The following is a 24,322-nucleotide window of genomic DNA, read 5'->3' as shown; positions in this document are numbered from 1 at the left end:
TTATGATTAATTTGAGAAAAACACTGTTGTTAGCAAGCGTATTATTACTAATAACAAGTTGTAAATCAGTAAATAAATTAAATTTATCAGCACAACAAGTTTTACCATTTTCAGATCAAGAAAATAATGGCAAATGGGTTTTAAATACAGATGTTAGTGACGAGTTTGATGCAGATGAAATAGATGAAAATCGTTGGTACATTGTTGGTAAGTTTAAAGACGGAAAGCCTTTTTATAAACACCCAGATTTGCCAAATAAAAAAGTTTGGAAAGGTAGAGCACCTTCGCAATTTTCTGGTAAAAATTACCGCTTAGAAAATGGTAAACTCAAGTTAGAAGCGCGTTGGGAGCCAGATTTTCCGTTTAGTGATGAAATAAGAAAACCCGTTTTTGGTGAAGCTTTGCCTTATGAAAACATAACAACAGCGTGTTTTATAGGTCGTAAATTTTTTAAATACGGCTACATTGAAATTAAAAGTAAAGCAGCTGATGCTCCTGTATCTAGCGCATTTTGGTCTATGGGTGATAGGTTAGAGTTTGATTTTTTTGAAACCTATGGCGGTACTATTAACCCCAAAAAAAAGCATTTAGATAACCAATTGTGGTGGTCTATTAGAGATTGGGATAAACCCGTAACAGGCAAACCCACTTATACAGAAAAGAAAGACGTTGGTTTTAGAATTGCAGATAATTGGCACGTTTGGGGTATAGAGTGGGATGCTAGTGGCGTTAAGTATTATATAGACGGTAAACTATTTTCTAAAGTTACAGCCAAAGAGGTAACTGCTTGGGCAAAAGAAAATAGAAAAAAAATAACATTGCCCGAAAATTATAATGGTTACGTAGCTACAAGGCCAATAAGTTTGTGGTTAGATATGGAAATATTTCCTTGGAATGACATTCCAAAAAGCAAAGAAGAACTAGAGGCACATAGCCCTGAAAATAAAAAACATGATGGCGTTGTAGATTTTGAAATTGAATATGTTAGAGTTTGGCAAAAGCAATAACGTTAAGTAACTAAAACTAAATATTAACATTTAAAAAATTAAATTATGAAGAACATTTTAATAATAGCATTATTTATGCTAACAGCTACGGTAACATTTGGTCAAAACAAATGGCAGCAAAAGCTTATAAATCATTTTGTTGAAGCATCAGCTCAAACATATAACTTAAATCCAGATAAAAAAGAACAGTTGTTAAATGCCAGAACAGCGCTTATTGTTGGTTACTCAAAAGTTAATGCATTAAATGCAGATGAAATAAAAGAAAAAGTAAAGGAGCTTAATAAAGATTTTCACAACAAAATGATAAATATAACAGGTAAACCTTATAAAGAGTTACAGCCTTTTTTAGCTAAAATGCGTGAAGAATTAAAAAATCTTAAATAAAAACATATTTCAAAAATGATAAAAGTGTCCGTTTTTGTAAAACTTACAGCATTGTCAATGTTGGTGTTTGTGTTTAACTGTAAAGCACAAACCAATGCTGAAAAAGCTGAAACATCAACACCAAAAAAGCCTAATATATTATTGGTTTTATGTGATGATTTAGGATATGCTGATGTTGGTTTTAATGGCTCAAAAGACATTAAAACACCAAATATAGATGCCCTAGCAGCTAAAGGAACTATTTTTAATGATGCTTATGTGGCACATCCATTTTGCGGACCTAGTAGAGCTAGTTTGTTAACAGGTAGATACGCACATAAAATTGGCGCACAGTTTAATTTACCTACTGAAGGTGATGAAACTAAAGGTGTTGATGTTAGTGAAACCTATATAAGTAAGGTATTGCAACAAACCGGCTATTACACGGGAGTAATGGGTAAATGGCATTTAGGTTTTCAAACAGAGTATCACCCAAACACTAGAGGTTTTGATGATTTTTACGGTTTTCTTGGTGGAGGTCACAAGTATTTTCCTAAGCAATTTAAAGAGGCCTACAATAGGCAAAAAGCTAATGGACAAGACTTTATTTGGGAATATTTACGCCCATTAGAACATAACGGAAATGAGGTTGATGAAACAGAGTATGTTACCGATGCTTTATCAAGAGAAACCATCCGTTTTATTGATGATGCTACAAAAAAAGATAAGCCGTTTTTTATGTATTTATCTTACAACGCGCCTCACACGCCTTTAGAAGCTAAAAAAGAAGATTTAAAATTGTTTCAACATATAAAAGATAAAAAAAGACGTACTTATGCAGCTATGGTTTATGCTGTAGATAGAGGTGTGGGTAAAATTGTTGAAAAATTAAAACAAACTAATCAATTTGAAAACACACTTATAGTGTTTTTGAGTGATAATGGAGGTAAAACAGTGGCTGGGGCTAATAATTATCCGTTAAAAGAAGGTAAAGGTAGTGCTTTTGAAGGCGGTTTCCGTGTACCAATGTTTTTACACTGGCCAAACGTGGTGCCTGAAGGAAAAACATACAGTTACCCAATTTCAGCTTTAGATTTTTATCCAACATTTGCACATTTAGCTAATGCCAAAATACCCGAAGATAAAGCTTTAGATGGAGTAAACTTTTGGAATCACTTTTTAAAAGACGAAAACCCAAGAAAAAATCAACCGCTATTTATAATGCGCCACAGAAAAGGTTTTAGTGATGTAGCAATTAGAAAAAACCAATGGAAAGCATTAAAGGTATACCAAAAGCCATGGCAGCTTTTCAATATTGAAAAAGATATAAGTGAAAATAATGATGTAAGCAAAACACATCCTGAAATTTTAAAAACTTTAGTAGAAGAAGGGAAAACCTGGAGCCAAAGCCACAAGCAACCGTTATGGTTTCATATTGAAAAAGAAGGGCAACAATGGCAAGCAGATAATATGCCTAGATTTAATGAAACATTTAAGCTAAATTAAAGTTATTGTGTAATTTACTCAAACCTTTTAAAAAGTATTTTAAAGCTTAAAATGGATAGTTTTTTTACTATCTTCATCAAGATAATATAATAAATGCTATTAAAAGAGGTAATATTGATTACTTGTAGGGTAAATTAATGAGCTGTTAAAACTAGCATATAATTTAATTTAGTAACAACTAAATCAAGGGCATAATAATTTACAAAAGCCCAAAACGTAAATAATTATTAAGATGGTGATAGAAAAAATTGAAACTTTTATACTAAAGGATAAACTATCTAAAAGTTTTTTCTTTTCTCAGTGGGAGTATTCAGAGCGTTGTATTTGTGTAGTTAAAGTTACAGCTACCAATGGTACATATGGTTGGGGAGAAGGTTACGGGCCTGCACCAGTTTTAGAAGCTGGAATAAAGCTGTTAGAACCTTTTGTAGTTGGAGAAAACCCGCTTGAAAATGAAGTGATCTGGAATAAAATGTACCGCAAAACATTAGACTTTGCCAGACGTGGTATTTTAGTTGCTTCAATGAGTGCAATTGATATTGCAATATGGGATTTAAAAGGTAAAATTCTAGGTTTACCAGTGTCAACTTTATTAGGTGGTGCACACAGAAATAGGGTGCAGCCATACGCTACGGGGCTTTATTTTACAGATCATAATAACCCTTCAAGAGATTTTGAAGAAGAAGCTAAACTATACATATCACAAGGTTTTAAAGCCATGAAAATGAAAGTTGGTTTAGGTATTAAAGCCGATGTTGAAAATGTTGCTAAAATGCGAAGCGTTATTGGGCCAGATATAAAATTAATGGTAGACTCTAATCACGCTTACACATTACGTGAAGCTACTGAGTTGGCCCGAAAAATAGAGCAATATGACATTGGTTGGTTTGAAGAACCTTTATCTCCAGAGTTTTATGAACAGTATAGTGAATTAAGACAAAAAACAACCATACCAATTTCTGGTGGTGAGTGTGAATATTTAAGATTCGGATTTCAACAGTTAATTCAAAATAAATCAGTTGATATTATTCAGCCAGATATTTGCGCAAGTGGAGGCTTAACCGAAGCTAAACGAATTTCTGCTTTAGCAAGTGCTAATGGTGTAGACATAATTCCACATACTTGGGGTACTTCTATTGGTATTCATGTGGCGCTTCATTTTATTTCAAATATAGAATCTGTTCCTGGTAGAATGTATCAACCAGATTTCTTAATGGAATACGATCAAACTGAAAACGGACTTAGAGAAAAATTAACCTTTCCTTCAATAGAAATGAAAGATGGTTATATAGAAGTACCAAAAAGACCAGGTTTAGGTATTGATGTTGATGAAGATGTTTTAGAAAGTTTTTCAGAAAAAAAATCAAAAAAAATTATTGTATAAAAAAGGAACAATGAAAACCCAAAATTTCGGATACAAAAAATTATATATAGGCGGAGAATTAATTGACGCCGCAAGTGGAGAAAGAGATGATGTTATTTGTCCTGCCACAGGAGAGGTTATCGCTCAAGTTGCAAGAGCAGGAAAGGAAGATGCGTTAAAAGCTTTAGAAACTGCTCAAAAAGGATTCAAGTATTGGTCTAAACTGTCTCTAGCAGAACGTACTAATTGGATGTTAAAACTTAAAGATGCTATTCTAGAAAAGGAGCATGATTTAAGAACAGCTATGGTACATGAAATGGGTAAAACATATGCAGGGTCACAAGAAGATATCGATAGACTAACAGAAGCTTTGGAGTGGTATCCTAATGCTATGCAAAACTTAAGAGAAGAGCAGATACCAGATCATGATAATACACATGCTCATAAAATGATATCTAAACCTGCAGGTGTTGCTGTGGCGTATTTAGCTTGGAATTTTCCATTATTAAATGTAGGGTACAAAATAGGGCCGGCTTTAGCAGCAGGATGTTCATTAATCATTAAGCCTTCAGCTTTATCGCCATTATCTGCTTATATGATTGGAGAGATAATGCATTCTATTAATTTTCCGGCAGGTGTTGTAAATATTTTATCAGGACCTAGTAGTGAGGTAGCAACAACAATGACCACTAGTCATATACCCGCTGTATTAACAATGATTGGATCTACACAAACAGGTTTAAAGGTTATTGCAGATAGTACAACATCAATAAAAAAGTTTGGAATGGAATTAGGCGGTAATGCACCGTTTATAGTATTTGAGGATGCTGATTTTGACAATGCTTTAGAACTTGCAATAGCTTTAAGATTCGGAAATTCAGGTCAAGTTTGTGTCGCAGCTAACAGAATATTTGTACATAAAAATATCTATGATAAATTTGTAAAAGCTTATGTGAAAAAAGCTTCTGAAATTAAATTAGGGTTTGGTATTAAGGAAAACCCTGAAGTTTTCATGGGGCCTGTGGTGAGCAAAAAGGATAGAGATAGAATGTTTGATCTTGTTGATGATGCCGTAAGTAAAGGAGCAACCTTAGAATACGGAGGAAAAATTCCTGAAGGATTCCCTGAAGGAGGAAACTGGATTGAGCCAACAGTAGTTTCTGGTATAACAACAGATATGAAACTATTTACTCAAGAAACTTTTGGTCCCGTTGCAGGTATTATGCCTTTTGAAACAGACGAAGAAGTTTTAGAATTGGCTAATGATACTGAGTTTGGTTTAGCATCATATATTTTTACAAATGATCATAAGAGAATTGAGAAATTCACTGAAGAGTTAGAGTTTGGAGAAGTACAAATTAACGGTGTTAAGTACGCTATTTATTTGCCACATGGTGGATATAAAAACAGTGGCATTGGTCATGATTGTTCGCATTTAGCTTTAGAAGATTATTTAGTTAAAAAACGAGTTACAACAGCAATCTAAAACATGAAACAAAATTTATTACAAAATAAACTACAAGAGGGTCAAACTGTATTTGGCCCTTTTTGTAAACTACAAGATCCGGCAATAGTTGAAATAGCAGCTCATAGTGGCTTTGATTTTGTTATTATTGATATGGAACATGGCCCTTTTAGTGTAGAGTCTGCTCAAAATATGGTAAGAGCAGCAGAAGCACAGGGTATTACACCGGTAGTAAGAGTTACAGAAAACTCTGAAACATTAATTCTTAGAGTTTTAGATATTGGTGTTAAGTGTATTCAAGTGCCACAGGTGTGTACAAAGGCTGATGCAGACAAGGTAGTAAAAGCTATTAAGTTTTATCCAAAAGGTGAGCGTGGTATGTGCAGGTATGTAAGAGCTGCAGAATATACAAATATTGGTCCGCAAGATCATTTTGGAAAAGCAAATGATTCGGTTATTTCAATTGTACATATTGAAGGAATGGAAGGTATTGAAAACCTTACTGAAATTGTGAAGGTAGATGGTATTGATGTTATTTTCTTAGGACCTTATGATTTATCACAGTCTTGTGGTGTTCCAGGTGATGTAAATAATCCTAAAGTAGTGAACGCTATGAAAGATGCTGTTGAAATTGCTAAAAAACATGGAAAGGCTTTAGGTACATTTACAGAATCTCCAGAGAAAGCAAAAATGTGGAAAGATATTGGAGTTCAATATATATCTTATTCAGTTGATGTTGGGCTTGTAATGAATACTTTTAAAGATATTACTTCAAAATTAAAAAACTAAACACACTTCAACTTAAACTAAACTATTTAAACTAATTATTATGGGTTCGTATAAAAGGAAAGCTTATATATATTCAACTATTGTAGCCATGGGCGGCTTCGTTTTTGGGTTAGATGCGGCATTAATATCTGGAACGGTAGATTTTATTTCACAAGAATTTAGTCTAAATGAATTTGAACTAGGTATGGTAGTTGGCGCACCTGCTTTAGGTGTAATTTTAGCATTGCTTTTTGCGGGCTATTCATGTGATAAATTAGGAAGAAAAACTACCCTGCAAATTGTGGCGGCTTTATATGTAGTATCTGCTATAGGTTCAACATTAGCACCAGATTACTGGACGCTTTTATCATTTAGGTTTTTAGGTGGTTTAGCCTTTACATCAATATCATTAGCATCAATGTATATTGGTGAAATAGCACCTCCAAAGTTAAGAGGTAAGTTGGTAACCATGATACAAATTAATATAGTAATTGGTTTATCTGGAGCTTATTTCATCAATTATTTAATATTACAATGGTCAACAACTGGTAATAATTGGGCAACAGATTTAGGTTTAAATGAAAATACATGGCGTTGGATGTTGGGTTCTGAAATTATACCAGCAATCATATGGTTTGTATTGTTGTTTGTAGTGCCAAAAAGTCCATCGTGGTTATTTTTCAAAGGCAAAATTAATGAGGCTAAAAAAACATTAGTAAAATTAATGCCTGCCTCTGAAGTTGATGGACATATTGTTGAAATGGATAAAAGTTTACAAGAAACAGATAATAGGTCTGTATGGGCACAATTTAAAGGCATATTCAGTAAAGAATATAGAGTTGTTTTTATAATAGCTTTTACACTTGCTATAGCCCAACAAACTTCTGGTATAAACGCTATTTTATTTTATGCACCAACAGTTTTTGAGCAAATAGGCCTTGGTAAAGATGCGGCTTTTATGCAAGCTATCTGGACAGGTTTAACGGGTTTGTTGTTTACCATTTTAGGTTTAGTTTGTGTTGATAAATTAGGAAGAAAACCCATGATTTTAGGCGGAATGCTTTGGGTGGTTTTAAGTTTAGGAATAGCATATTACGGATTTAAAACAGCTAGTTACACACTTACTGAAGAAGCCGTGGCTGAAATGACTGAATTTAAAAATCCTGAAAGGCTACAAAGTATGATTGGTATACAATACAGCAGTGATATTGAACTTAAAAAAGCCCTTTTTGATGCTATTGGTGAAGATGAAGCACGCCAATACTCAGGATTGTTAATACAAAAATCAGCTAAAATCAATGCCATATTAATTTTAATAGGTATTTTAAGTTTTATTGCTGCTTTCCATTTTTCTATAGGGCCAGTAATGTGGGTGTTGTTTTCTGAAATTTTCCCCAATGCTATAAGGGGTATTGCAATACCGTTTTTTACGTTTATAACAAGTACTACAAGTTGGTTAATTCAGGCGTTTTTTCCTTCCCAATTGGCAAGTTTTGGTATTAGTAATACACTCCTTTTTTATGCTGTAACTGTATTTTTGGGTATGATAATTTTATCAAAATACTTAATTGAAACTAAAGGCTTGAGTATTGAAGAAATTCAAGCTAAACTTCAAAAATAAAAACCTAAACTTATAAGCTATAAGCTGTTTTAGGTATTGATATTAATCAAAAAAGTTTTTTTGACAGATTTTGTTATGTATTTAATTAATGTTTAAAATGAAAATAACAGACGTAAAAGTATTTCCAGTAAACATAGCAGGAAGAAGCCAGCTTAATATAAAAATTGAAACCAACATAGGGGTTTATGGTTGGGGAGCTTCTGGTATTACAGGAAGAGAATATGCCGTTATTGGTGCTATTAATCATTTTAAACCCTTGTTAGTTGGGAGAAATCCAATGCAAATTGGTGCTATTTGGCAAGATTTATATAGAGGGCAATATTTTGAAGGAGGTAGAGTTTTAACTGCTGCCATATCGGCCATTGATATTGCACTTTATGATATTAAAGGAAAAGCTCTAGAGGTGCCAGTATATGAGTTACTAGGAGGAAAGCAACGAGATTATGTAGAGTGTTTTGCATCCCTTCGCTTTAGTTCTAAAGAAGAATTAATTGAACGTGCCAAAGTTTTAATAAAAGAAGGTTGGCAAATGCTAAGGTTAGCCCCAGCTGAATACGAAGAAGGAAAATATAACTCTACTTTTGAGCCTAGAGAATCTATAGCCATTATAGCAGATTGGATTACAGAATTGAGAAAGGAAGTTGGGTTTAAACCAACCATTGGTATAGATTATCATCATAGATTATCAGTTCCAGAAACAGTTTCCTTTTTACAAAGGATGCCCGAAGGAACTTTAGATTTTATTGAAGAACCAATAAGAGATGAATCTCCAGAAGTATACCAAGAATTAAGAAAAATGGTAAATGTACCCTTTGCAATAGGCGAAGAATTTGCAAGTAAATGGCAGTTTTTACCATACATAGAAAAAAATATTACCCAATTTGCTAGAATTGATGTATGCAACGTAGGTGGCATTACAGAAGCTGTAAAAGTGGCAAACATGGCCGAAGCACATTATATAGATTTACTTCCTCATAATCCAATAGGGCCAATTTGTACTGCAGCAACAATACATTTGGCGGCTGCCTCTCCAAATTTTACTTGGTTAGAAGAAATGAATACCCCAGTTGAAAATCCTGGTTTAGATGATGCTAACTATTATACAAAACAACCAAAATTAGAGGGGAATAGATACAAAGTTTCCGACGTACTTGGATTGGGCATAGAGTTTAATGAAGAATTAGCATTGAAGGAAGGATTTAAGCCTGTTGAAACACCACGCCTAATAAGAAAAGATGGGTCTTTTACCAATTGGTAATCACAATAAATTAAAATTCTTAACATGAAAACACAACTTCATTTAATTGTATTAGTTGCGCTATTTGTTGCTCAATTTCAAAGTATATCTGCACAAGAAAAACCTAATATCATTATTATGATGACGGATGATCAAGGCTATGGAGATATTGGTGCTCATGGTAATCCTTATATTAAAACACCGCAAATAGAAACTCTAGGAGAACAAGGTATAGAAATGTCTCATTTCTTTTCATATCCTAATTGCTCTGCTTCAAGAGCAGCTTTATTAACCGGAAGATACCCTTACAGAGCTGGAGTAACGGCTGTAACTCAGGTAGATCATTTTATGAATACATCAGAAGTAACTATTGCAGAAGTGCTTGAAGAAAATGGATATAAAACAGGGATTTTCGGAAAGTGGCATTTGGGAGATAATATGCCTATGAGACCAATAGATCAAGGATTTCAAGAAACCTTAGTTCATAGAGGAGGCGGTATTGGTCAAGCTGCAGGTCCCAAAGGGAACACGTATTTTGATCCTGTTTTGGAGCATAACGGTACGCCCAAAACATATAATGGATATTGCGACGACATCTTTACCGAAGCAACTTTAAACTTTATAGAAAAGAACAGAGAAACGCCGTTTTTCGCTTATTTAGCAACCAATCTACCTCATTTTCCTTTACAAGTGCCAGATAGGTTAGCCGAACCATACAGGAAAATGGGGTTACATGAAGACAATGCACTTACCTATGGAATGCTTGCTAGTATAGATTATAATGTTGGAAGAGTACTAAATAAACTTAAAGAATTAGGTATTGAAGAAAATACCATTGTCATTTTCTTATCAGATAATGGACCAAGACACAGAAGAACTAAAAATGATTCGTACCCTGGGCGTTGGGTTGCCAATTTAAGAGGAACCAAAACCAGTGTTTATGATGCGGGTATTAGAGTGCCTTTTTATGTAAGATGGCCCAATAAAATTAAACCATCAAATAGCTTATCTAACATGGGAGCTATAATTGATATTTTTCCAACTATCATAGAAGCTACAAAATCAAAATTACCAAAAGACTTAAAAGTTGATGGGAAGTCGCTATTACCACTTTGGTTAAATGGAAATTCAGAGGCTTTAATTAATAGAGACTTTTATGTGCAAATGCATTATGGACCAACACCATTTAAATACATGCATTTTGCTGTAAGAACAGATAAATACAAATTGGTTAGTCCGCATGATTTTCCTCATGGAATTGTACATCAACCAACAGATTTTGTTTTAAAAAATGTTTTAAAGAATTTAGAATTATACGATGTTGAAAATGACCCTAGCGAAAGAATAAATATAGCTAAAAAGCATCCCGAAGTTGTGGACGCTATGTTAGAACGCTATGAAAATTGGTTTGATGAAGTAACAGAAGAAAGAGATGCTAAAGGCATTCAGCGCATATTCTTAGGAACAAAAGAACAACCAAATGTTAATTTATCAAGATTTGATTGGGGTGGGCCTCGTGTTATCTCTCGTTTTGATTATGGCGGTCCTAGAGTTATAGAAGACAATCAACTAGGATATTGGAGGGTTAAAACTTTAAAAGGAGTTTATAATGTATCTTTAGATTTGCCCGAAATAAACAAAGATGGTTTTGCGCATTTAAAATACAATAAGCTTCATTTAAAATTACCAATTAAAAAAGGGCAGAAACAAATTATATTTAAAAATGTAGAATTTCCTGAGGCTGTAGGGAATTTACATGCATATGTGAAAGTAGAAAGGTTAGCGGTGGGGCCACACTTTGTTGATGTAAATCGTGTAAAATAAAGATAAAAAAGTTTTAGTTTAGGATACTTAACACTAGATTTTTCAACTTAAAAGCAATTAATTTTATATTTTAATAGAAATAATCTTTTTAATTGTTTTAAGCTAATTTTTTATTTATGAAAACATTCAAGCTTCTTTTAGTATTAACCTTATTGGTGTCGTGTAAATCTCCAGTAAAAGCTCAAGAAAAACCTAATATTATCTTCTTGTTTGCTGATGATGCCGGTTATGGAGATTTCGGTTTTCACGGTAGTAAAATCATGAAAACGCCTAATCTAGATAAACTTGCTAATCAAGGTGTGCGTTTTACACAAGGCTATGTTACTGATGCTACATGTGGCCCTTCAAGAGCAGGTTTAATAACAGGGAAATACCAACAACGGTTTGGTTATCAGGAAATTAATGTCCCTGGTTATATGAGCAAAAACTCTAAGTTTTTAGGTGATGATATGGGCTTACCAACAGACCAAGTAACCATGGCAGATTATCTAAAAAAACTTGGTTATACCAACGCAATGTACGGGAAATGGCATTTAGGAAATGCAGATCGTTTTCATCCTTTAAATAGAGGTTTCGATGAGTTTTATGGTTTTAGAGGTGGTGGAAGAAGCTATTTTCCAATAAAAGATTTTAAAGGCGTACACCATGACAATAAAATGGAACGTAATTTTGGTAATTTTGAAGAACCCACAACATACGCAACTGATGCTTTTGCAAACGAAGCCATTTCTTTTATAGAAAGACATAAAGATAAACCTTTCTTTATTTATTTAGCATTTAACGCAGTCCATACACCTATGGAAGCCACACAAGAAGATCTTGATAAATTTCCACATTTAAACGGAAAGCGTAAAGAAGTTGCAGCTATGACTTTGGCGCTTGATAGAGCTTGTGGAAATGTAATGAATAAATTAAAAGAATTAGGTTTAGATGATAATACAATTATTGTGTTTTCTAACGATAATGGTGGTCCAACAGATAAAAATGCATCAATTAATTTACCATTAAGTGGTACAAAATCTAACCATCTTGAAGGAGGTTTTAGAGTGCCATACTTAATAAAATGGCCAAAAAAACTTAAAGCAGGTACGGTATACAATTATCCTGTAAGTACTTTTGATTTATTGCCCACATTTTACGCTGCAGCTGGTGGTAATGTAAATGATTTGATAGATATTGATGGTGTAAACTTATTGCCTTATGTTACAGGAAAAAATAAAGCAAGACCTCACGAAGATTTATTCTGGAAAAAAGATGTTCGTGCCGTTTACAGACAAAACGATTGGAAATTAATTCGCTTTGCAGATAGACCAGCCGAATTGTACGATTTAACTAAAGACTTAACAGAACAAAACAACCTAGCATCTCAAGAACCTGATCGTTTAAAAAGCATGTTTAAAAAATTATGGGAGTGGGAGCTCACTTTAGAACGCCCTTTATGGACTCTAAAACAAGAGTTTGAAAAATACGATACTAACAGAATGGACTGGTTTAGAAACCCAGAGTTAGTTAAAGAATACATGAAGAAATACGATTAAAACAAATTTTAAATACATCTAAATTCATAATAGAAATGGATAATAAAAAGCATACAAGAGCTATAACTAATACAGTAAATAGTCCCTACGTAAAATTAAAGAGCATTGATTTTGGTGACTGTAGATGGAAAGACGGGTTTTGGGCAGATAAAGAAAAAGCAGCTGCTCAAATAATGGTTCCGTATATGGGAGACGTTTTATGTGGAGATATAGGTCATGGATTAAACAACTTTAAAATTGCGGCGGGAGCAAAACAAGGAGAACATAAAGGATTTTATTGGCATGATGGAGACTTTTTCAAGTACATGGAGTCTTGTATGTATATTTATGCTTTAACCAAAGATGAAAAGCTTTTAAAGAAATTAGATGAATATATAGAATGGATAGGGAAAGCTCAAGAAGAAGATGGATACATTCATACACACATACAAATAACAGAAGGTGCTGAGCGTTTTTCAAACAGAAAGTATCATGAAATGTATAACTATGGTCACCTTTTTATAGCAGCAAGTGTACATTACCGTTTAACAGGACAACGTAACTTTTTAGATATCGCTATAAAACAAGCAGATTTGTTGTGTGTTTACTTTATGCCAGATACTAAACATTACCAACGTTTTGGGTTTAACCAAACTCAAATTATGGGATTAGTTGAGCTATACAGAACAGTTGGTGATAAAAAGTATTTAAAATTAGCTGAAAAATTTATTAACCGAAGAGGTACCTATGAAATTAAGCACGACTCAACAACTGAAGGATATCCTATTGGAGATATGGTGCAAGAACGTACAGCCTTAAGAGAAGCTAAAGAAGCTGTGGGGCATGCGGTGTTAGCATTATATTACTACGCAGGAGCTGCCGATGTTTATGCCGAAACAGGAGAAAAAGCTTTAATTGAAGCATTAGATAGATTATGGGAAAACGTTACAGGTAAAAAAATGTATGTTACCGGAGCAGTAGGGCAAGCACATTACGGCGCATCTACAAGCTTAGATATGATAGAAGAAGGATTTATTGATGCATATATGATGCCCAATATGACGGCCTATAATGAAACGTGTGCAAACCTTTGTAATGCCATGTTTAGTAACAGAATGATGGCCTTAAAAGAAGAATCACGTTACGCAGATATTATTGAATTAGTATTATTCAATAGTGGTTTATCAGGAATTAGTATTGATGGTAAAGAGTATTTTTACTCTAATCCATTAAGAATGGTAAATGGATCTAGAGATTACGAAGCGCATGCAGACGTTACGGAGAGTCCTGTAAGACAACCATATTTAGAATGTTTTTGTTGTCCTCCTAACTTAGTAAGAACTATTTGTAAAAGTTCAGGTTGGGCGTATACCTTATCTGAAAATGGAGTAGCAGTTGTGTTATTTGGAGGTAATACTTTAAATACTAATTTATTAGATGGATCTGCTATCAAGTTAACTCAAGACACAGATTATCCTTGGAAAGGTATTGTGAAAATTACTGTAGACGAATGTAAAGCAGCTGCTTTTGATATCAAAGTAAGAATACCTAAATGGGCAACAGGCAGCACATTAAAAGTAAATGGAGAAGATACAGGTATTGAAATAGTACCTGGAACTTTTGCAGTTATCAATAGAGAATGGAAAGTAGGAGACTCAATTGTGTTAGATATGCCAATGGACATTAAATTAATTGAAGGACACAACAGAATTGAAGAAACTAGAAACCAAATAGCTGTAAAACGAGGACCAATTGTATATTGTATTGAAACGCCAGATTTACCAAAAGACGTATCTATTTTAGATGTTTACATTAAAGGAGACGCAGAATTAGTTGCAGAACATAAGCCAGATTTCTTAGGTGGAGTTACAGTAATTAATACAGAGTTGCAATTAAGAAAAGATAAAAATGACGAAATGTATCAAGTTATTACCAAACCAGTACTAACTTCGTATAAAACACAATTAGTACCATACTTTGCTTGGAGTAATAGAGGGCAAGCAGAAATGACTGTATTTATGCCCGTTGTTTGGTAAATATTTAATAGCTTAATAAAATATACCCTTAATTAGTGTTTAATTGATAAAATAATACTAGTTAAGGGTAATTTTTTTTAATAAATAGCACTCTATAATTTCTTACTTTGTATTAAGGTTATACTATTCTATTGTAACCTAATTTCTTACACTAACAAACTAAGTAAAATAAACTAAATTATTAACACCATGGCATAAACACTTCTCAACTTTTTTTCAGACAAAGCATTTAAATAAAAAAACCAGAAAATGTTGGAGCATCTTCTGGCTAGTTTAAATGATTAAATTAAAAAATTTAACCACAAATTCAATTCAAAAATATGAAAATTCAAGCTCATGCAGGGCCTCATATGTCTTATTTAGCATATCAAATGTCTTGCTTTTCTAAGTTTGATTTTAAACTCAAACTTACGCTATTTGTATTTGCTTTAGCCGTTCTTCAATTAAATGCAAATACAATAGAAGATAAAGCGTCTTCAAAAACAAAAATAGAACTACAACAACTTACAGTTAGCGGAACAGTTTCTGATGCTTCAGGGCCACTTCCGGGTGTAAATATTGTTATTAAAGGTACAACACAAGGAACACAAACAGATTTTGATGGTAATTATTCAATTTCTGTTGATAAAAACGCAACATTAGTCTTTTCTTTTTTAGGTTTTAAATCAAAAGAAGTTGTTGTTGGAAATAACACAACACTTAATGTAACTTTAGAAGAAGATATAGCTGGTTTAGATGAAATAGTTGTTGTAGGTTATACCACGCGTAAACGTGGTGAGTTAACAGGCTCTGTTAGTACAGTAAAATCAAAAGATATTGAAAATACATCAAATAGAGATGTGGCAAAATCATTATCTGGTAGAGTATCAGGTTTAGTAGTTTCAGATAGAGGTGGTTATCCTGGTTCTAATGATTTTTCTTTATTAATTAGAGGTGTTTCAACATTAAATAATAACCAACCACTTATATTAATTGATGGTGTACAATCTGGCTTTGGTACATTTAACCAACTTGCACCACAAGACATTGCATCTGTAAGTGTTTTAAAAGATGGTGCTGCCGCTATTTATGGTAACAGAGCTGCAAATGGTGTTATTATTGTAACCACAAAAAGAGGTAAATCTGGTAAGCCAAAGGTAAGCTTATCTACCTCTTATAGTTTGTCGTCATTTTCTGTAACGCCAGATTTAATGGACTCAGAGCAGTATGCTATTTATGAAAATGAAATAGCCGATAGAAACGGTACTACTTTGCCTTTTACACAAAATCAAATTAATGAATTCGCATCGGGCGCTGGGGTTAGTACAGATTGGGCAGATTTAACATTTGCAAATTCATCACCAGAAACACGTAGTTCTATATCTATTTCTGGTGGAAGCGAAAAAACAAGCTACTTTGTTAGTGGTGATTTTATTGATAGGCAGGGTATTTTTGCATCAGGCGATTTAAATTTCAAACAAACACAAGTAAGATCTAATCTTGATGTAAAATTAACCGATGACATAAAAGTTAGTGTAGACCTTTCAGGAAGATTTGCTGTTGATGAGCAACCTGGTGTAGAAGCTGGCTTTATTTATAAACACATTTACACCAATCTTCCTACCGAAGTTGGCCAATATCCAAACGGACTTTACGGTTGGGGTGGTGAAAACGGTGCTAACCCAAGAGTAATGTCTAGTGGTCAATCTGGTTTTTTAGATAGAGATACTAATGATTTAAGAGGAAGAATAGCTTTAGATTGGAAGTTAGATGATATTACCGAAGGTTTAAGCGCTAATGCTTATGTAGGGATACGCCGCATGAACAATAATACAAAATCTTGGTATACACCATGGACTATTTATAGGTTTGATGATGTTACAGGTAACTACAACCCAGAAACAGGATTTTCGCAACAAGGAGGGCAACAACGCACGTTAAGAGAAGATTTCTGGAAATTTGATGAAACATTAATAAATGCAACCTTAAGATACAACAATACCTTTGGTAAGCATTCTGTTAATACATTTGTTGGTTTTGAACAACAAACATCTGAAACTAGTAACTTTTGGGCTAGAAAAATAGATTTCCCAACACCAGATCATCCGTATTTATTCGCTGGAAGCTCTGAAGGCATTATAGCAAACGGTTCTGCTTCAGAAAGTGCTTTATTAAGTTATTTGGGGTCTTTTGCTTATAATTTCGATTCTAAGTACTATTTAGAATTAACCGTTAGACGCGATGGTTCTAGTAATTTTGGTCCGGGTAAAAGGTTTGATACGTTTTACAGCATTGGTGGTTCATGGGCATTGAATAAAGACTTTTTAAAAGATGTATCATGGATTGATGCTTTAAACCTAAGAGCAAGCTACTCTGTAATGGGTAATGATAGAATTCAACCATTTCAATTCTTAACACGCTACTCTTACGGTAACACAAACCCTAACACAGCAAGACCAAACTATTACGTTTTTGGTGAAACAGGAGTAACATTTAATGGCTTTAGAAGTGATAACGTGCCAAACCCAAATGTAACTTGGGAAACCGCTTACATGAGCAATTTTGCGTTAAGCTTTGCTATGTTAAATAATAGATTAACAGGAGATATTAACTATTTCAAACAAAAAAGAGAAGACATCTTAATACCAAGAACAGGCAACGTTGCAGATTTTACAGGTATTAGGTTTCCAGATGAAAACCTTGGTCGTGTAGATAGCCACGGTTTAGAGCTTACTTTAGGTTGGGCAGACCAAGTAAATGATAATTTTAGCTACAACTTAGGCTTCAATTTTACACAGGCTAAAAACGAAATTAAAACATTTCCACAACCCGATAATGTTCCTGATGCTTTAAAACTTGAAGGCAGCCCAATAGGTTCTTATGTAGTATACCCAACTAGTGGAATTTTTAGAGACCAAGCCCAAGTTGATGCTACACCAGTTAAGTTAGCAGGAACTGTAGAAGGAGAACCTATTTATGTTGATACTAACGGTGATGATGTTATTGATGATAAAGATAGAATAAGAAAATCAATATCTAATATTCCTGAAATTCAATACGGTATCTCAGGAGGCTTTAACTACAAAAACTGGAACTTTAACATGTTACTACAAGGGCAAGCTAAAGCTGAAGCCTTAGTGTTTTTTGATCAAAATGGAGCAAAACCAACATACGTTTTTGACCAAAGATGGACGCCTAATAACCGAAACTCAAGATACCCAAGAGCCTTTGGTTTAAATGATACTTATAGCGGAAACCAAAGTGGTAATCCAGATAACTTTCAAGGTGCAGATTTATGGTTGCATGATGCATCTTTCTTAAGGTTAAAAGAAGTAGAAATAGGTTATACAATACCTAAAGAGATAGCTAAGTTTGCTAGCATAAAATTATTTGCTAGAGGGTTTAACTTGTTAACAATGTTCTCTGATATAGCAGATTTAGGCTTAGATCCAGAGGCTACAGGTTATAACAATTTTAGAGATGCAACTTATCCATCATTAAAGATGTATACGTTTGGGGTTAATTTCAATTTTTAAAAAAAAACAGTATGAAAAATATAAAGCTAATTATAGTTTGTATTATTACTGCTTGTGTAACATTTACAAGTTGTGATGATGTTTTAGATACAACTGCACTTGATGCCTTTGGAGAAGATTTAGTGTATAATGACCCAGATCAGGTTGAAAGACTTGTATATTCTGCTTACAACAGTACCGAGAGTTGGGGCTTAAATAAAACCATTTGGTGGGCAAGAAGGTATAATTTAGAAGTAGGATCTTTTGAAGCCAAATTTAATTTTAGAGATTTAGATAGGTTACGCCTAAGAGCTAATGGCTGGAATTCTCTAAATGATGGCGATTTTAGAAATAAATGGAGAGACTATTATCAGTTTATTAGAGAAATAAATGAATTTTTAGATAGAGTAGATAATAGTGGTGCTATGGAACAAAATCCTGATAAGGTAAATGTTTTAAAAGCAGAAATGAAATTTCTTCGTGCCAACATCTATTCAAAATTAATAGCACTATATGGTGGTGTACCTTTATTAGACAAGGCGTTAGGATTAAATGATGATTTTAATATACCAAGAAGCACCTATGAAGAATGTGTAGATTTTATTGTAGCAGAATTAGATGAAGCCGCAGCAGTTTTGCCAATAACAAGAGATGCTGCAGGATTTGGTAGAGCTACAGCTCTAGCTGCTTTAGCTGTAAAATCACGTACGTTATTATACGCAGCTAGTAAGTTGCATGACCCTAGCACAGAGCCAAGTGGCCCATTATATGATTATACAAAAGCAACAAAATGGCAAGACGCTGCCAATGCTGCTAAAGAAGTAATTGATATGGTTGGTGATAGAGATTTAATTGCTGTTAATAACGCAGAAGATTATAGGAAACTATTTCTACAAGCTAATCAAGACATACTTTTTGCAAGACCATTTGGTGAGTTTTATGATTTTGGTTTAGATGTAAATTCTTTACCAAACCAAACACAAGCACCTAGTGGTTACGGTGGTTGGGCGTTATCATCACCAACACACAATTTTGCATTAGAATTTAATATGGCCGATGGAACAACCACTAGCGGCGCAACCTATGACCCTGCAAATCCAAATGATAATAGAGAAATGCGTTATTATGCAAACTTAAATTATCAAGGAGCAATGTTTAGAGGTAGAGCTGTAGATTATGCTTTAGATGTAAACGAAGTGAATGATGGTTTAGATTCTCCTAGAGGTTTAGGTAACGTATTGCACTCATCAAAAACAGGATATAATATTCGTAAGTTTCAAGATGAAAGTGTTGGTTTAACAGATTTATCACCGGCGCGCCCTTACATACTTTACAGGTTAGCAGAAGTTTACTTAAACTATGCCGAAGCTAATGCAGAATTGGGTAATGATGGTATTGCAAGAACGTATTTAAATAGAGTGTCAACTAGAGCATTACAACCTGAAATCACATCTAGTGGCGATGCTTTAAAAGAAGCCATAAAAAGAGAAAGACGTATAGAGTTATGTTTTGAAAGACACAACTTTTTTGATGAAAGACGTTGGATGAACCCTGATAATTTAGGCTTTGATATTAAAGGTTTAAAATGGACCAAAGATGCTAGTGGTAACTTGGTGCATGAAGAGTATACAGTAATAAACAGGCCTTGGTTTAACAAGCACTACTATTTACCAATACCACAATTAGAAATAGATAAAGCACCTGCCCTTATTCAAAATGATGGGTATTAAAATTTAAACTGTGGTTCATGTAATTAATTCATAAATCATATTGTTTAGTTTAGTTTAGATAGGAAACTGAGAGCGAAAGTTCTCAGTTTTTTTATTTAATACAATGTTAAATTGATAAAATAGCGCAAGCATAAGGTAAATTTTTATACAAGATTTTTTTTAAAAAACAGTTATTTTGAAATTCATCTTATTTTAAAACTTTCAGAATACAAAAATTAAAACATGAGTCATATTCAAAAACCAGTTTTTCATCTATTAACCGTTCTACTTTTTTTAATAGCAGTTTCTACTAAAACAACCGCTCAAAATATTTCTGAAAGCAATAATGCAATAGTGTTTTCAGAAGATAAAAACTATCCAAGACAAGAAAAAAACTTACGCAAATGGGACGCGCCTGTTGTGGCAGATTTAGATCAAGATGGTTACCAAGATTTATTAATAAATGATCATGGCTTTGGTATACAAGTACAATGGAACAACAAGGGTAAATTTGCCAAACCATATGATATTATTATGGGCGATTTACACGGTGTTTCAATTGCAGATTTTGATAAAGACGGTCATTTAGAAGTTATTATGTCTCGTGGTGGTGGCTCGGGTAGCAACGCAAGAAATTCTAAAATGTACCGCGTGGTGGGGCGTGAGTTCATTCCTTTGCCAGATTTTATAGAACCATTAGCCTTAATGCGTGGGCGCACCGTAAAATTTATTGATGGTAATAATAATGGGTATTTAGATTTGTTAAACTTCGCATTCCCAAGTTTAGATGCGTCAATTATGGGGGCAACTAAAGCAAGCGAAAATTATATTTATGAAAATGATGGTGACGGTAATTTAATTTTAAAATCTAAACTACCAGCAGCAAAAGGTAACGGACAAAAAACACTGGTAACAGATTTTAATAATGATAATATTTTTGATATTATTTTATACGGGCAAGGAAAAACAAAAGCTTTTAAAGGCAATGGCAATTTAACATATACCGAAGTTACAAAAAGTGTTTTTCCTTTTGATGTTGAAGAAACTACAAGTATAAGCGAAATAGATTTTGATAATGATGGTGATTTTGATTTGTTTATAACCAGAGGAAAAAATGAATTTGAAAAAGGTGAAACATTTTATAATGAAACCGAAAAAACAGTAGGCTTTTTTACAACACGCGGAGAATTTAAGTTTGATGATTTTCAAACAGGCGATGTTTTACAACTTGAAAACATGCAATCACAGTGGCCAAATAATGATACCTACTTTTTAGGAGAAACAGGTTATAGTTATGAATTTGAAGGAGAAACACATTCTGGTAAAAACATAAAACTGGTAAATAGTAATGCGTTAGGCTTTCCAGATAACCAAGATTATAAGCAAAAAAAAGGCTGGTACATTGGTTATGTTGGAAATAAAAAATGGCGTATAGCTGGTTATTTATGGGCACCTTCAACAGGTGTTGTTCACAATGTATCTAATTACAAAAAATACAAGCATAATGAAGGGTTTAAAAATATCCTTTTAGAAAATAAAAAAGGTACTTTTAAAGATGCATCACATAAATTAAAAAACCTAACTAAAGATCACTCAGTGGCCAGTGCAGTAGCAGATTTTAATAATGATGGTTTAAAAGATATTTTAATAATTAGAAGGGGTGAGTTGGTTTATAAAAACGAAGCACTATTATATGTGAATACAAAAGATGAAGGTTTCCATTTACAACAAAAACATGGTATTGTAACTAAAGATTTAGGCGCCTTAGGTATGGCTGTTGAGGTTATAGATTATAACCAAGATGGATTTGTAGATGTAGTACTTGGTAATGAACGTGGTAAGTGGCACTTGTTTCAAAATCAAAAAAATAAAAATTCAAACAATAGCTTTATTAATGTTTTAGTTGGTAAATCTCCAAAAAATAATGCATCTCCGTTAGGTGCAAAAGTTGAGTTGTCTTCTTGTGGAGTAAAGCAAATATATAGAGTTGGCTCAACAAATTCACAATACTCTCAAGGGCATAATAACTTAGTGCATTTTGGTCTTTCTAAATGTAGTAAAACTGTAAAAGTAAAAATCATCTGGACAAACGGAGAAATATTAAAAAAGACCATTAAAACTGTAAACACTAAAATTTCGGTAGGAAAAAAGTAATAAGATTATGTAAATGTGCTTGTAATCTAGGTAAAGCTAAAATGTTACTTTTCTAATATACTTACAAAAACAATTTTATTATTATAAGCTACACTACATTTTATAATATGTTGTTAGTTCGTGTTTTTAATTCTTGTTAATCATTTATAAATACCTTGTAAAATGAAGCTTAATACCTTATTCCTTATCAGTGTTGTTTTAGTAAATGTTTCTTTTTCTCAAGAAAAAGGAATTGTAAATACTTCAGAAAGTAACCATGTAAAATTTAAAAGTATTAACATTGGTGATTGCCAATGGACAGATGGTTTTTGGGCAGACAAGTTTAAAATAGCTCAAGAATCTATGGTGCCTTATATGGAACAAGTGCTTACAGGAGATGTTGGACATGCACTTAATAATTTTAAAATAGCAGCTGGCCTTAAAGAAGGGAAACACAAAGGAATGCATTGGCATGATGGCGATTTTTATAAATGGATTGAAGCAGCTACGTATGTTTACGCAATTAACAAGGATGAAGAACTTTTAAAAAGGCTAGAAGAGTATATTCAAATAATAGCCAAAGCACAACAGTCTAATGGATTTCTTCAAACTCAAATAAGCATTAGAGGCATTAAGCCCTTTTCAAATAGAAGGTATCATGAAATGTATAACAGCGGACATCTTTATATAGCAGCATGTATTTATTACAGAGTAACAGGTAGAAAGAACTTTTTAGATATTGCAATTAAACACGCTAATAATTTATATGAAACATTTGAGCCTCAACCAAAACATTTAAAAAGATTTGGTTTTAATCAGGTGCAAATTATGGGGTTAGTAGAGCTTTACAGAACTACAAAAGACAAACGTTATTTAGAGTTAGCTGAAATTTTTGTAAACATGAGAGGGCAATCTAAAGTAGTGCCAGATGAAACAGTGCGCTATAGTATGATTGGAGATATGGTTCAAGAAAGAACACCTTTAAGAAAGGAAACGGAAGCCGTTGGGCATGCGGTTCTTGGACTTTACATGTGGGCAGGTGCAGCCGATATATATGCTGAAACTGGTGAGAAGCCTTTAATCGATGCTTTAGACAGAATCTGGAATAACATAGTGGATAAGAAAATGTATATAACCGGAGCCTGCGGTCAGGTACATGATGGAGCTTCTTCCAATAGAGATTTTGTTCATGAAGCGTTTACTCTAGATTATCAAATGCATAATGCAGATTCTTATAATGAAACATGTGCAAACCTTTGCAACGCCATGTTTAATTACAGATTACTGGGCGTACATGGAGAGTCTAAATATGCCGATGTTATAGAAACCGTAATGTTTAATAGTGGGCTCTCGGGTATAGATTTAAAAGGTGTAAATTATTTTTACACTAACCCCTTAAGACGAAGTTTTGGTCATGATATGGGAATTACAGATTATCCTAATAGAGTACCTTACATTCCTTGTTTTTGTTGTCCGCCAAATTTGGTACGTACCATAACAAAGTTATCTGGTTGGGCCTATAGTTTAACAAATAATGGTGTGGCAGTAAACCTTTACGGCGGAAATAAATTAGATGCTAAAATGTTAGATGGTTCAAGGCTTAAGCTACATCAGCAAACGCAGTATCCATGGGAAGGTTCTGTTAAAATTACTATAGATCAGGCTAAGAAAAAAGCATTTGATGTTTATTTAAGAATACCAGAATGGGCAAAAGGCACTTCAATTTTAATCAATGGAGAAAATACCAATACAGTAATAAAAGCAGGCACATTTGCAGTGATACATAGAATTTGGAAAAAAGGAGATGTTATTACAATAAACATGCCTATGGAAGCTAAATTGTACGAAGGGCATCCACAGATAGAAGAAGTTAGAAATCAAGTGGCCATAAAAAGAGGTCCAGTAGTGTATTGCGTAGAATCTCCAGATTTACCTGAAAATACAAAAATCACAGATGTTTATTTACCTTTGGAATCTAAATTAAATCTTACTTATAAACCAAATTTCTTGGGAGGTATAACTACAATTAATGCAGAAGTAAAACTAAAAAAAGATACTTCTCAAGCTATGTATAGAGAGTTAAATAATACCAATTGGGAAACTAAAAATATTCAGCTTGTACCATATTTTGCTTGGAGTAATAGAGGTGTAGCCGAAATGAGTGTGTGGTTGCCTCTTATATGGCAAAAATAGTTTTTGTATAAATTACATATAACAAATGTTCAAATTTACATATGAAATAATTAAATGTTTACAGTAAAAAGACTATACATAAACTA

Annotated in this window: 15 protein-coding genes; all 15 read left to right on the top strand. The window is 33.4% G+C overall.

The genetic code is table 11. The annotated features are described in order from the left end of the window. Positions 1-2 precede the first annotated feature (2 nt). Positions 3-1,007 carry a family 16 glycosylhydrolase gene (locus ACXAG4_RS07000; RefSeq protein WP_475295372.1) on the top strand — a complete coding sequence of 335 codons (1,005 nt, stop codon included), beginning with the start codon at positions 3-5 and terminating at the stop codon, positions 1,005-1,007. Between the two features lie 45 nt (positions 1,008-1,052). Then, positions 1,053-1,391: a hypothetical protein gene (locus ACXAG4_RS06995; RefSeq protein ID WP_475295371.1), complete on the top strand. Its 339-nt coding sequence runs from the start codon at positions 1,053-1,055 to the stop codon at positions 1,389-1,391. 15 nt (positions 1,392-1,406) lie between these two features. Then, positions 1,407-2,876: a sulfatase-like hydrolase/transferase gene (locus tag ACXAG4_RS06990; RefSeq protein ID WP_475295370.1), complete on the top strand. Its 1,470-nt coding sequence runs from the start codon at positions 1,407-1,409 to the stop codon at positions 2,874-2,876. 232 nt (positions 2,877-3,108) lie between these two features. Then, the gene (locus ACXAG4_RS06985; RefSeq protein WP_475295369.1) at positions 3,109-4,260 is read left to right on the top strand and encodes a mandelate racemase/muconate lactonizing enzyme family protein; all 1,152 of its coding nucleotides are present in this window, start codon (positions 3,109-3,111) and stop codon (positions 4,258-4,260) included. 10 nt (positions 4,261-4,270) lie between these two features. Beyond that, positions 4,271-5,725 (top strand): NAD-dependent succinate-semialdehyde dehydrogenase, encoded by a 1,455-nt coding sequence (locus tag ACXAG4_RS06980; RefSeq protein ID WP_475295368.1) that lies wholly within the window; start codon positions 4,271-4,273, stop codon positions 5,723-5,725. A 3-nt stretch (positions 5,726-5,728) separates the two neighbouring features. Beyond that, positions 5,729-6,493 (top strand): HpcH/HpaI aldolase family protein, encoded by a 765-nt coding sequence (locus ACXAG4_RS06975; RefSeq protein WP_475295367.1) that lies wholly within the window; start codon positions 5,729-5,731, stop codon positions 6,491-6,493. A 40-nt stretch (positions 6,494-6,533) separates the two neighbouring features. Then, positions 6,534-8,093 (top strand): MFS transporter, encoded by a 1,560-nt coding sequence (locus ACXAG4_RS06970; RefSeq protein WP_475295366.1) that lies wholly within the window; start codon positions 6,534-6,536, stop codon positions 8,091-8,093. Positions 8,094-8,190: 97 nt separating this feature from the next. Beyond that, positions 8,191-9,351, top strand: coding sequence for a mandelate racemase/muconate lactonizing enzyme family protein (locus ACXAG4_RS06965; protein WP_475295365.1), 1,161 nt, complete (start codon positions 8,191-8,193; stop codon positions 9,349-9,351). A 24-nt stretch (positions 9,352-9,375) separates the two neighbouring features. Then, positions 9,376-11,154 carry an arylsulfatase gene (locus ACXAG4_RS06960; RefSeq protein WP_475295364.1) on the top strand — a complete coding sequence of 593 codons (1,779 nt, stop codon included), beginning with the start codon at positions 9,376-9,378 and terminating at the stop codon, positions 11,152-11,154. Between the two features lie 116 nt (positions 11,155-11,270). Next, on the top strand, positions 11,271-12,692 hold the full coding sequence (locus tag ACXAG4_RS06955) for a sulfatase-like hydrolase/transferase (RefSeq protein WP_475295363.1): 1,422 nt from the start codon (positions 11,271-11,273) through the stop codon (positions 12,690-12,692). Positions 12,693-12,727: 35 nt separating this feature from the next. After that, positions 12,728-14,707: a glycoside hydrolase family 127 protein gene (locus ACXAG4_RS06950; protein ID WP_475295362.1), complete on the top strand. Its 1,980-nt coding sequence runs from the start codon at positions 12,728-12,730 to the stop codon at positions 14,705-14,707. Between the two features lie 320 nt (positions 14,708-15,027). Next, entirely contained in the window at positions 15,028-18,222 is a 3,195-nt protein-coding gene (locus tag ACXAG4_RS06945) for a SusC/RagA family TonB-linked outer membrane protein (RefSeq protein WP_475295361.1), read from the top strand. 11 nt (positions 18,223-18,233) lie between these two features. Continuing rightward, the gene (locus ACXAG4_RS06940) at positions 18,234-19,931 is read left to right on the top strand and encodes a RagB/SusD family nutrient uptake outer membrane protein (protein WP_475295360.1); all 1,698 of its coding nucleotides are present in this window, start codon (positions 18,234-18,236) and stop codon (positions 19,929-19,931) included. 222 nt (positions 19,932-20,153) lie between these two features. Further along, positions 20,154-22,064: a CRTAC1 family protein gene (locus tag ACXAG4_RS06935; protein ID WP_475295359.1), complete on the top strand. Its 1,911-nt coding sequence runs from the start codon at positions 20,154-20,156 to the stop codon at positions 22,062-22,064. Positions 22,065-22,226: 162 nt separating this feature from the next. Then, positions 22,227-24,236 carry a glycoside hydrolase family 127 protein gene (locus ACXAG4_RS06930; RefSeq protein ID WP_475295358.1) on the top strand — a complete coding sequence of 670 codons (2,010 nt, stop codon included), beginning with the start codon at positions 22,227-22,229 and terminating at the stop codon, positions 24,234-24,236. Positions 24,237-24,322: the final 86 nt, after the last annotated feature.

The sequence above is a fragment of the Seonamhaeicola sp. ABD4_175 genome (assembly GCF_056160885.1).
This window is presented reverse-complemented; position numbering and strand designations above follow the sequence as displayed.

Coding starts and splice junctions, on each gene's coding strand:
- ACXAG4_RS07000 (WP_475295372.1), top strand. CDS start 3: ATGATTAATTTGAGAAAAACACTGTTGTTAGCAAGCGTATTATTACTA.
- ACXAG4_RS06995 (WP_475295371.1), top strand. CDS start 1,053: ATGAAGAACATTTTAATAATAGCATTATTTATGCTAACAGCTACGGTA.
- ACXAG4_RS06990 (WP_475295370.1), top strand. CDS start 1,407: ATGATAAAAGTGTCCGTTTTTGTAAAACTTACAGCATTGTCAATGTTG.
- ACXAG4_RS06985 (WP_475295369.1), top strand. CDS start 3,109: ATGGTGATAGAAAAAATTGAAACTTTTATACTAAAGGATAAACTATCT.
- ACXAG4_RS06980 (WP_475295368.1), top strand. CDS start 4,271: ATGAAAACCCAAAATTTCGGATACAAAAAATTATATATAGGCGGAGAA.
- ACXAG4_RS06975 (WP_475295367.1), top strand. CDS start 5,729: ATGAAACAAAATTTATTACAAAATAAACTACAAGAGGGTCAAACTGTA.
- ACXAG4_RS06970 (WP_475295366.1), top strand. CDS start 6,534: ATGGGTTCGTATAAAAGGAAAGCTTATATATATTCAACTATTGTAGCC.
- ACXAG4_RS06965 (WP_475295365.1), top strand. CDS start 8,191: ATGAAAATAACAGACGTAAAAGTATTTCCAGTAAACATAGCAGGAAGA.
- ACXAG4_RS06960 (WP_475295364.1), top strand. CDS start 9,376: ATGAAAACACAACTTCATTTAATTGTATTAGTTGCGCTATTTGTTGCT.
- ACXAG4_RS06955 (WP_475295363.1), top strand. CDS start 11,271: ATGAAAACATTCAAGCTTCTTTTAGTATTAACCTTATTGGTGTCGTGT.
- ACXAG4_RS06950 (WP_475295362.1), top strand. CDS start 12,728: ATGGATAATAAAAAGCATACAAGAGCTATAACTAATACAGTAAATAGT.
- ACXAG4_RS06945 (WP_475295361.1), top strand. CDS start 15,028: ATGAAAATTCAAGCTCATGCAGGGCCTCATATGTCTTATTTAGCATAT.
- ACXAG4_RS06940 (WP_475295360.1), top strand. CDS start 18,234: ATGAAAAATATAAAGCTAATTATAGTTTGTATTATTACTGCTTGTGTA.
- ACXAG4_RS06935 (WP_475295359.1), top strand. CDS start 20,154: ATGAGTCATATTCAAAAACCAGTTTTTCATCTATTAACCGTTCTACTT.
- ACXAG4_RS06930 (WP_475295358.1), top strand. CDS start 22,227: ATGAAGCTTAATACCTTATTCCTTATCAGTGTTGTTTTAGTAAATGTT.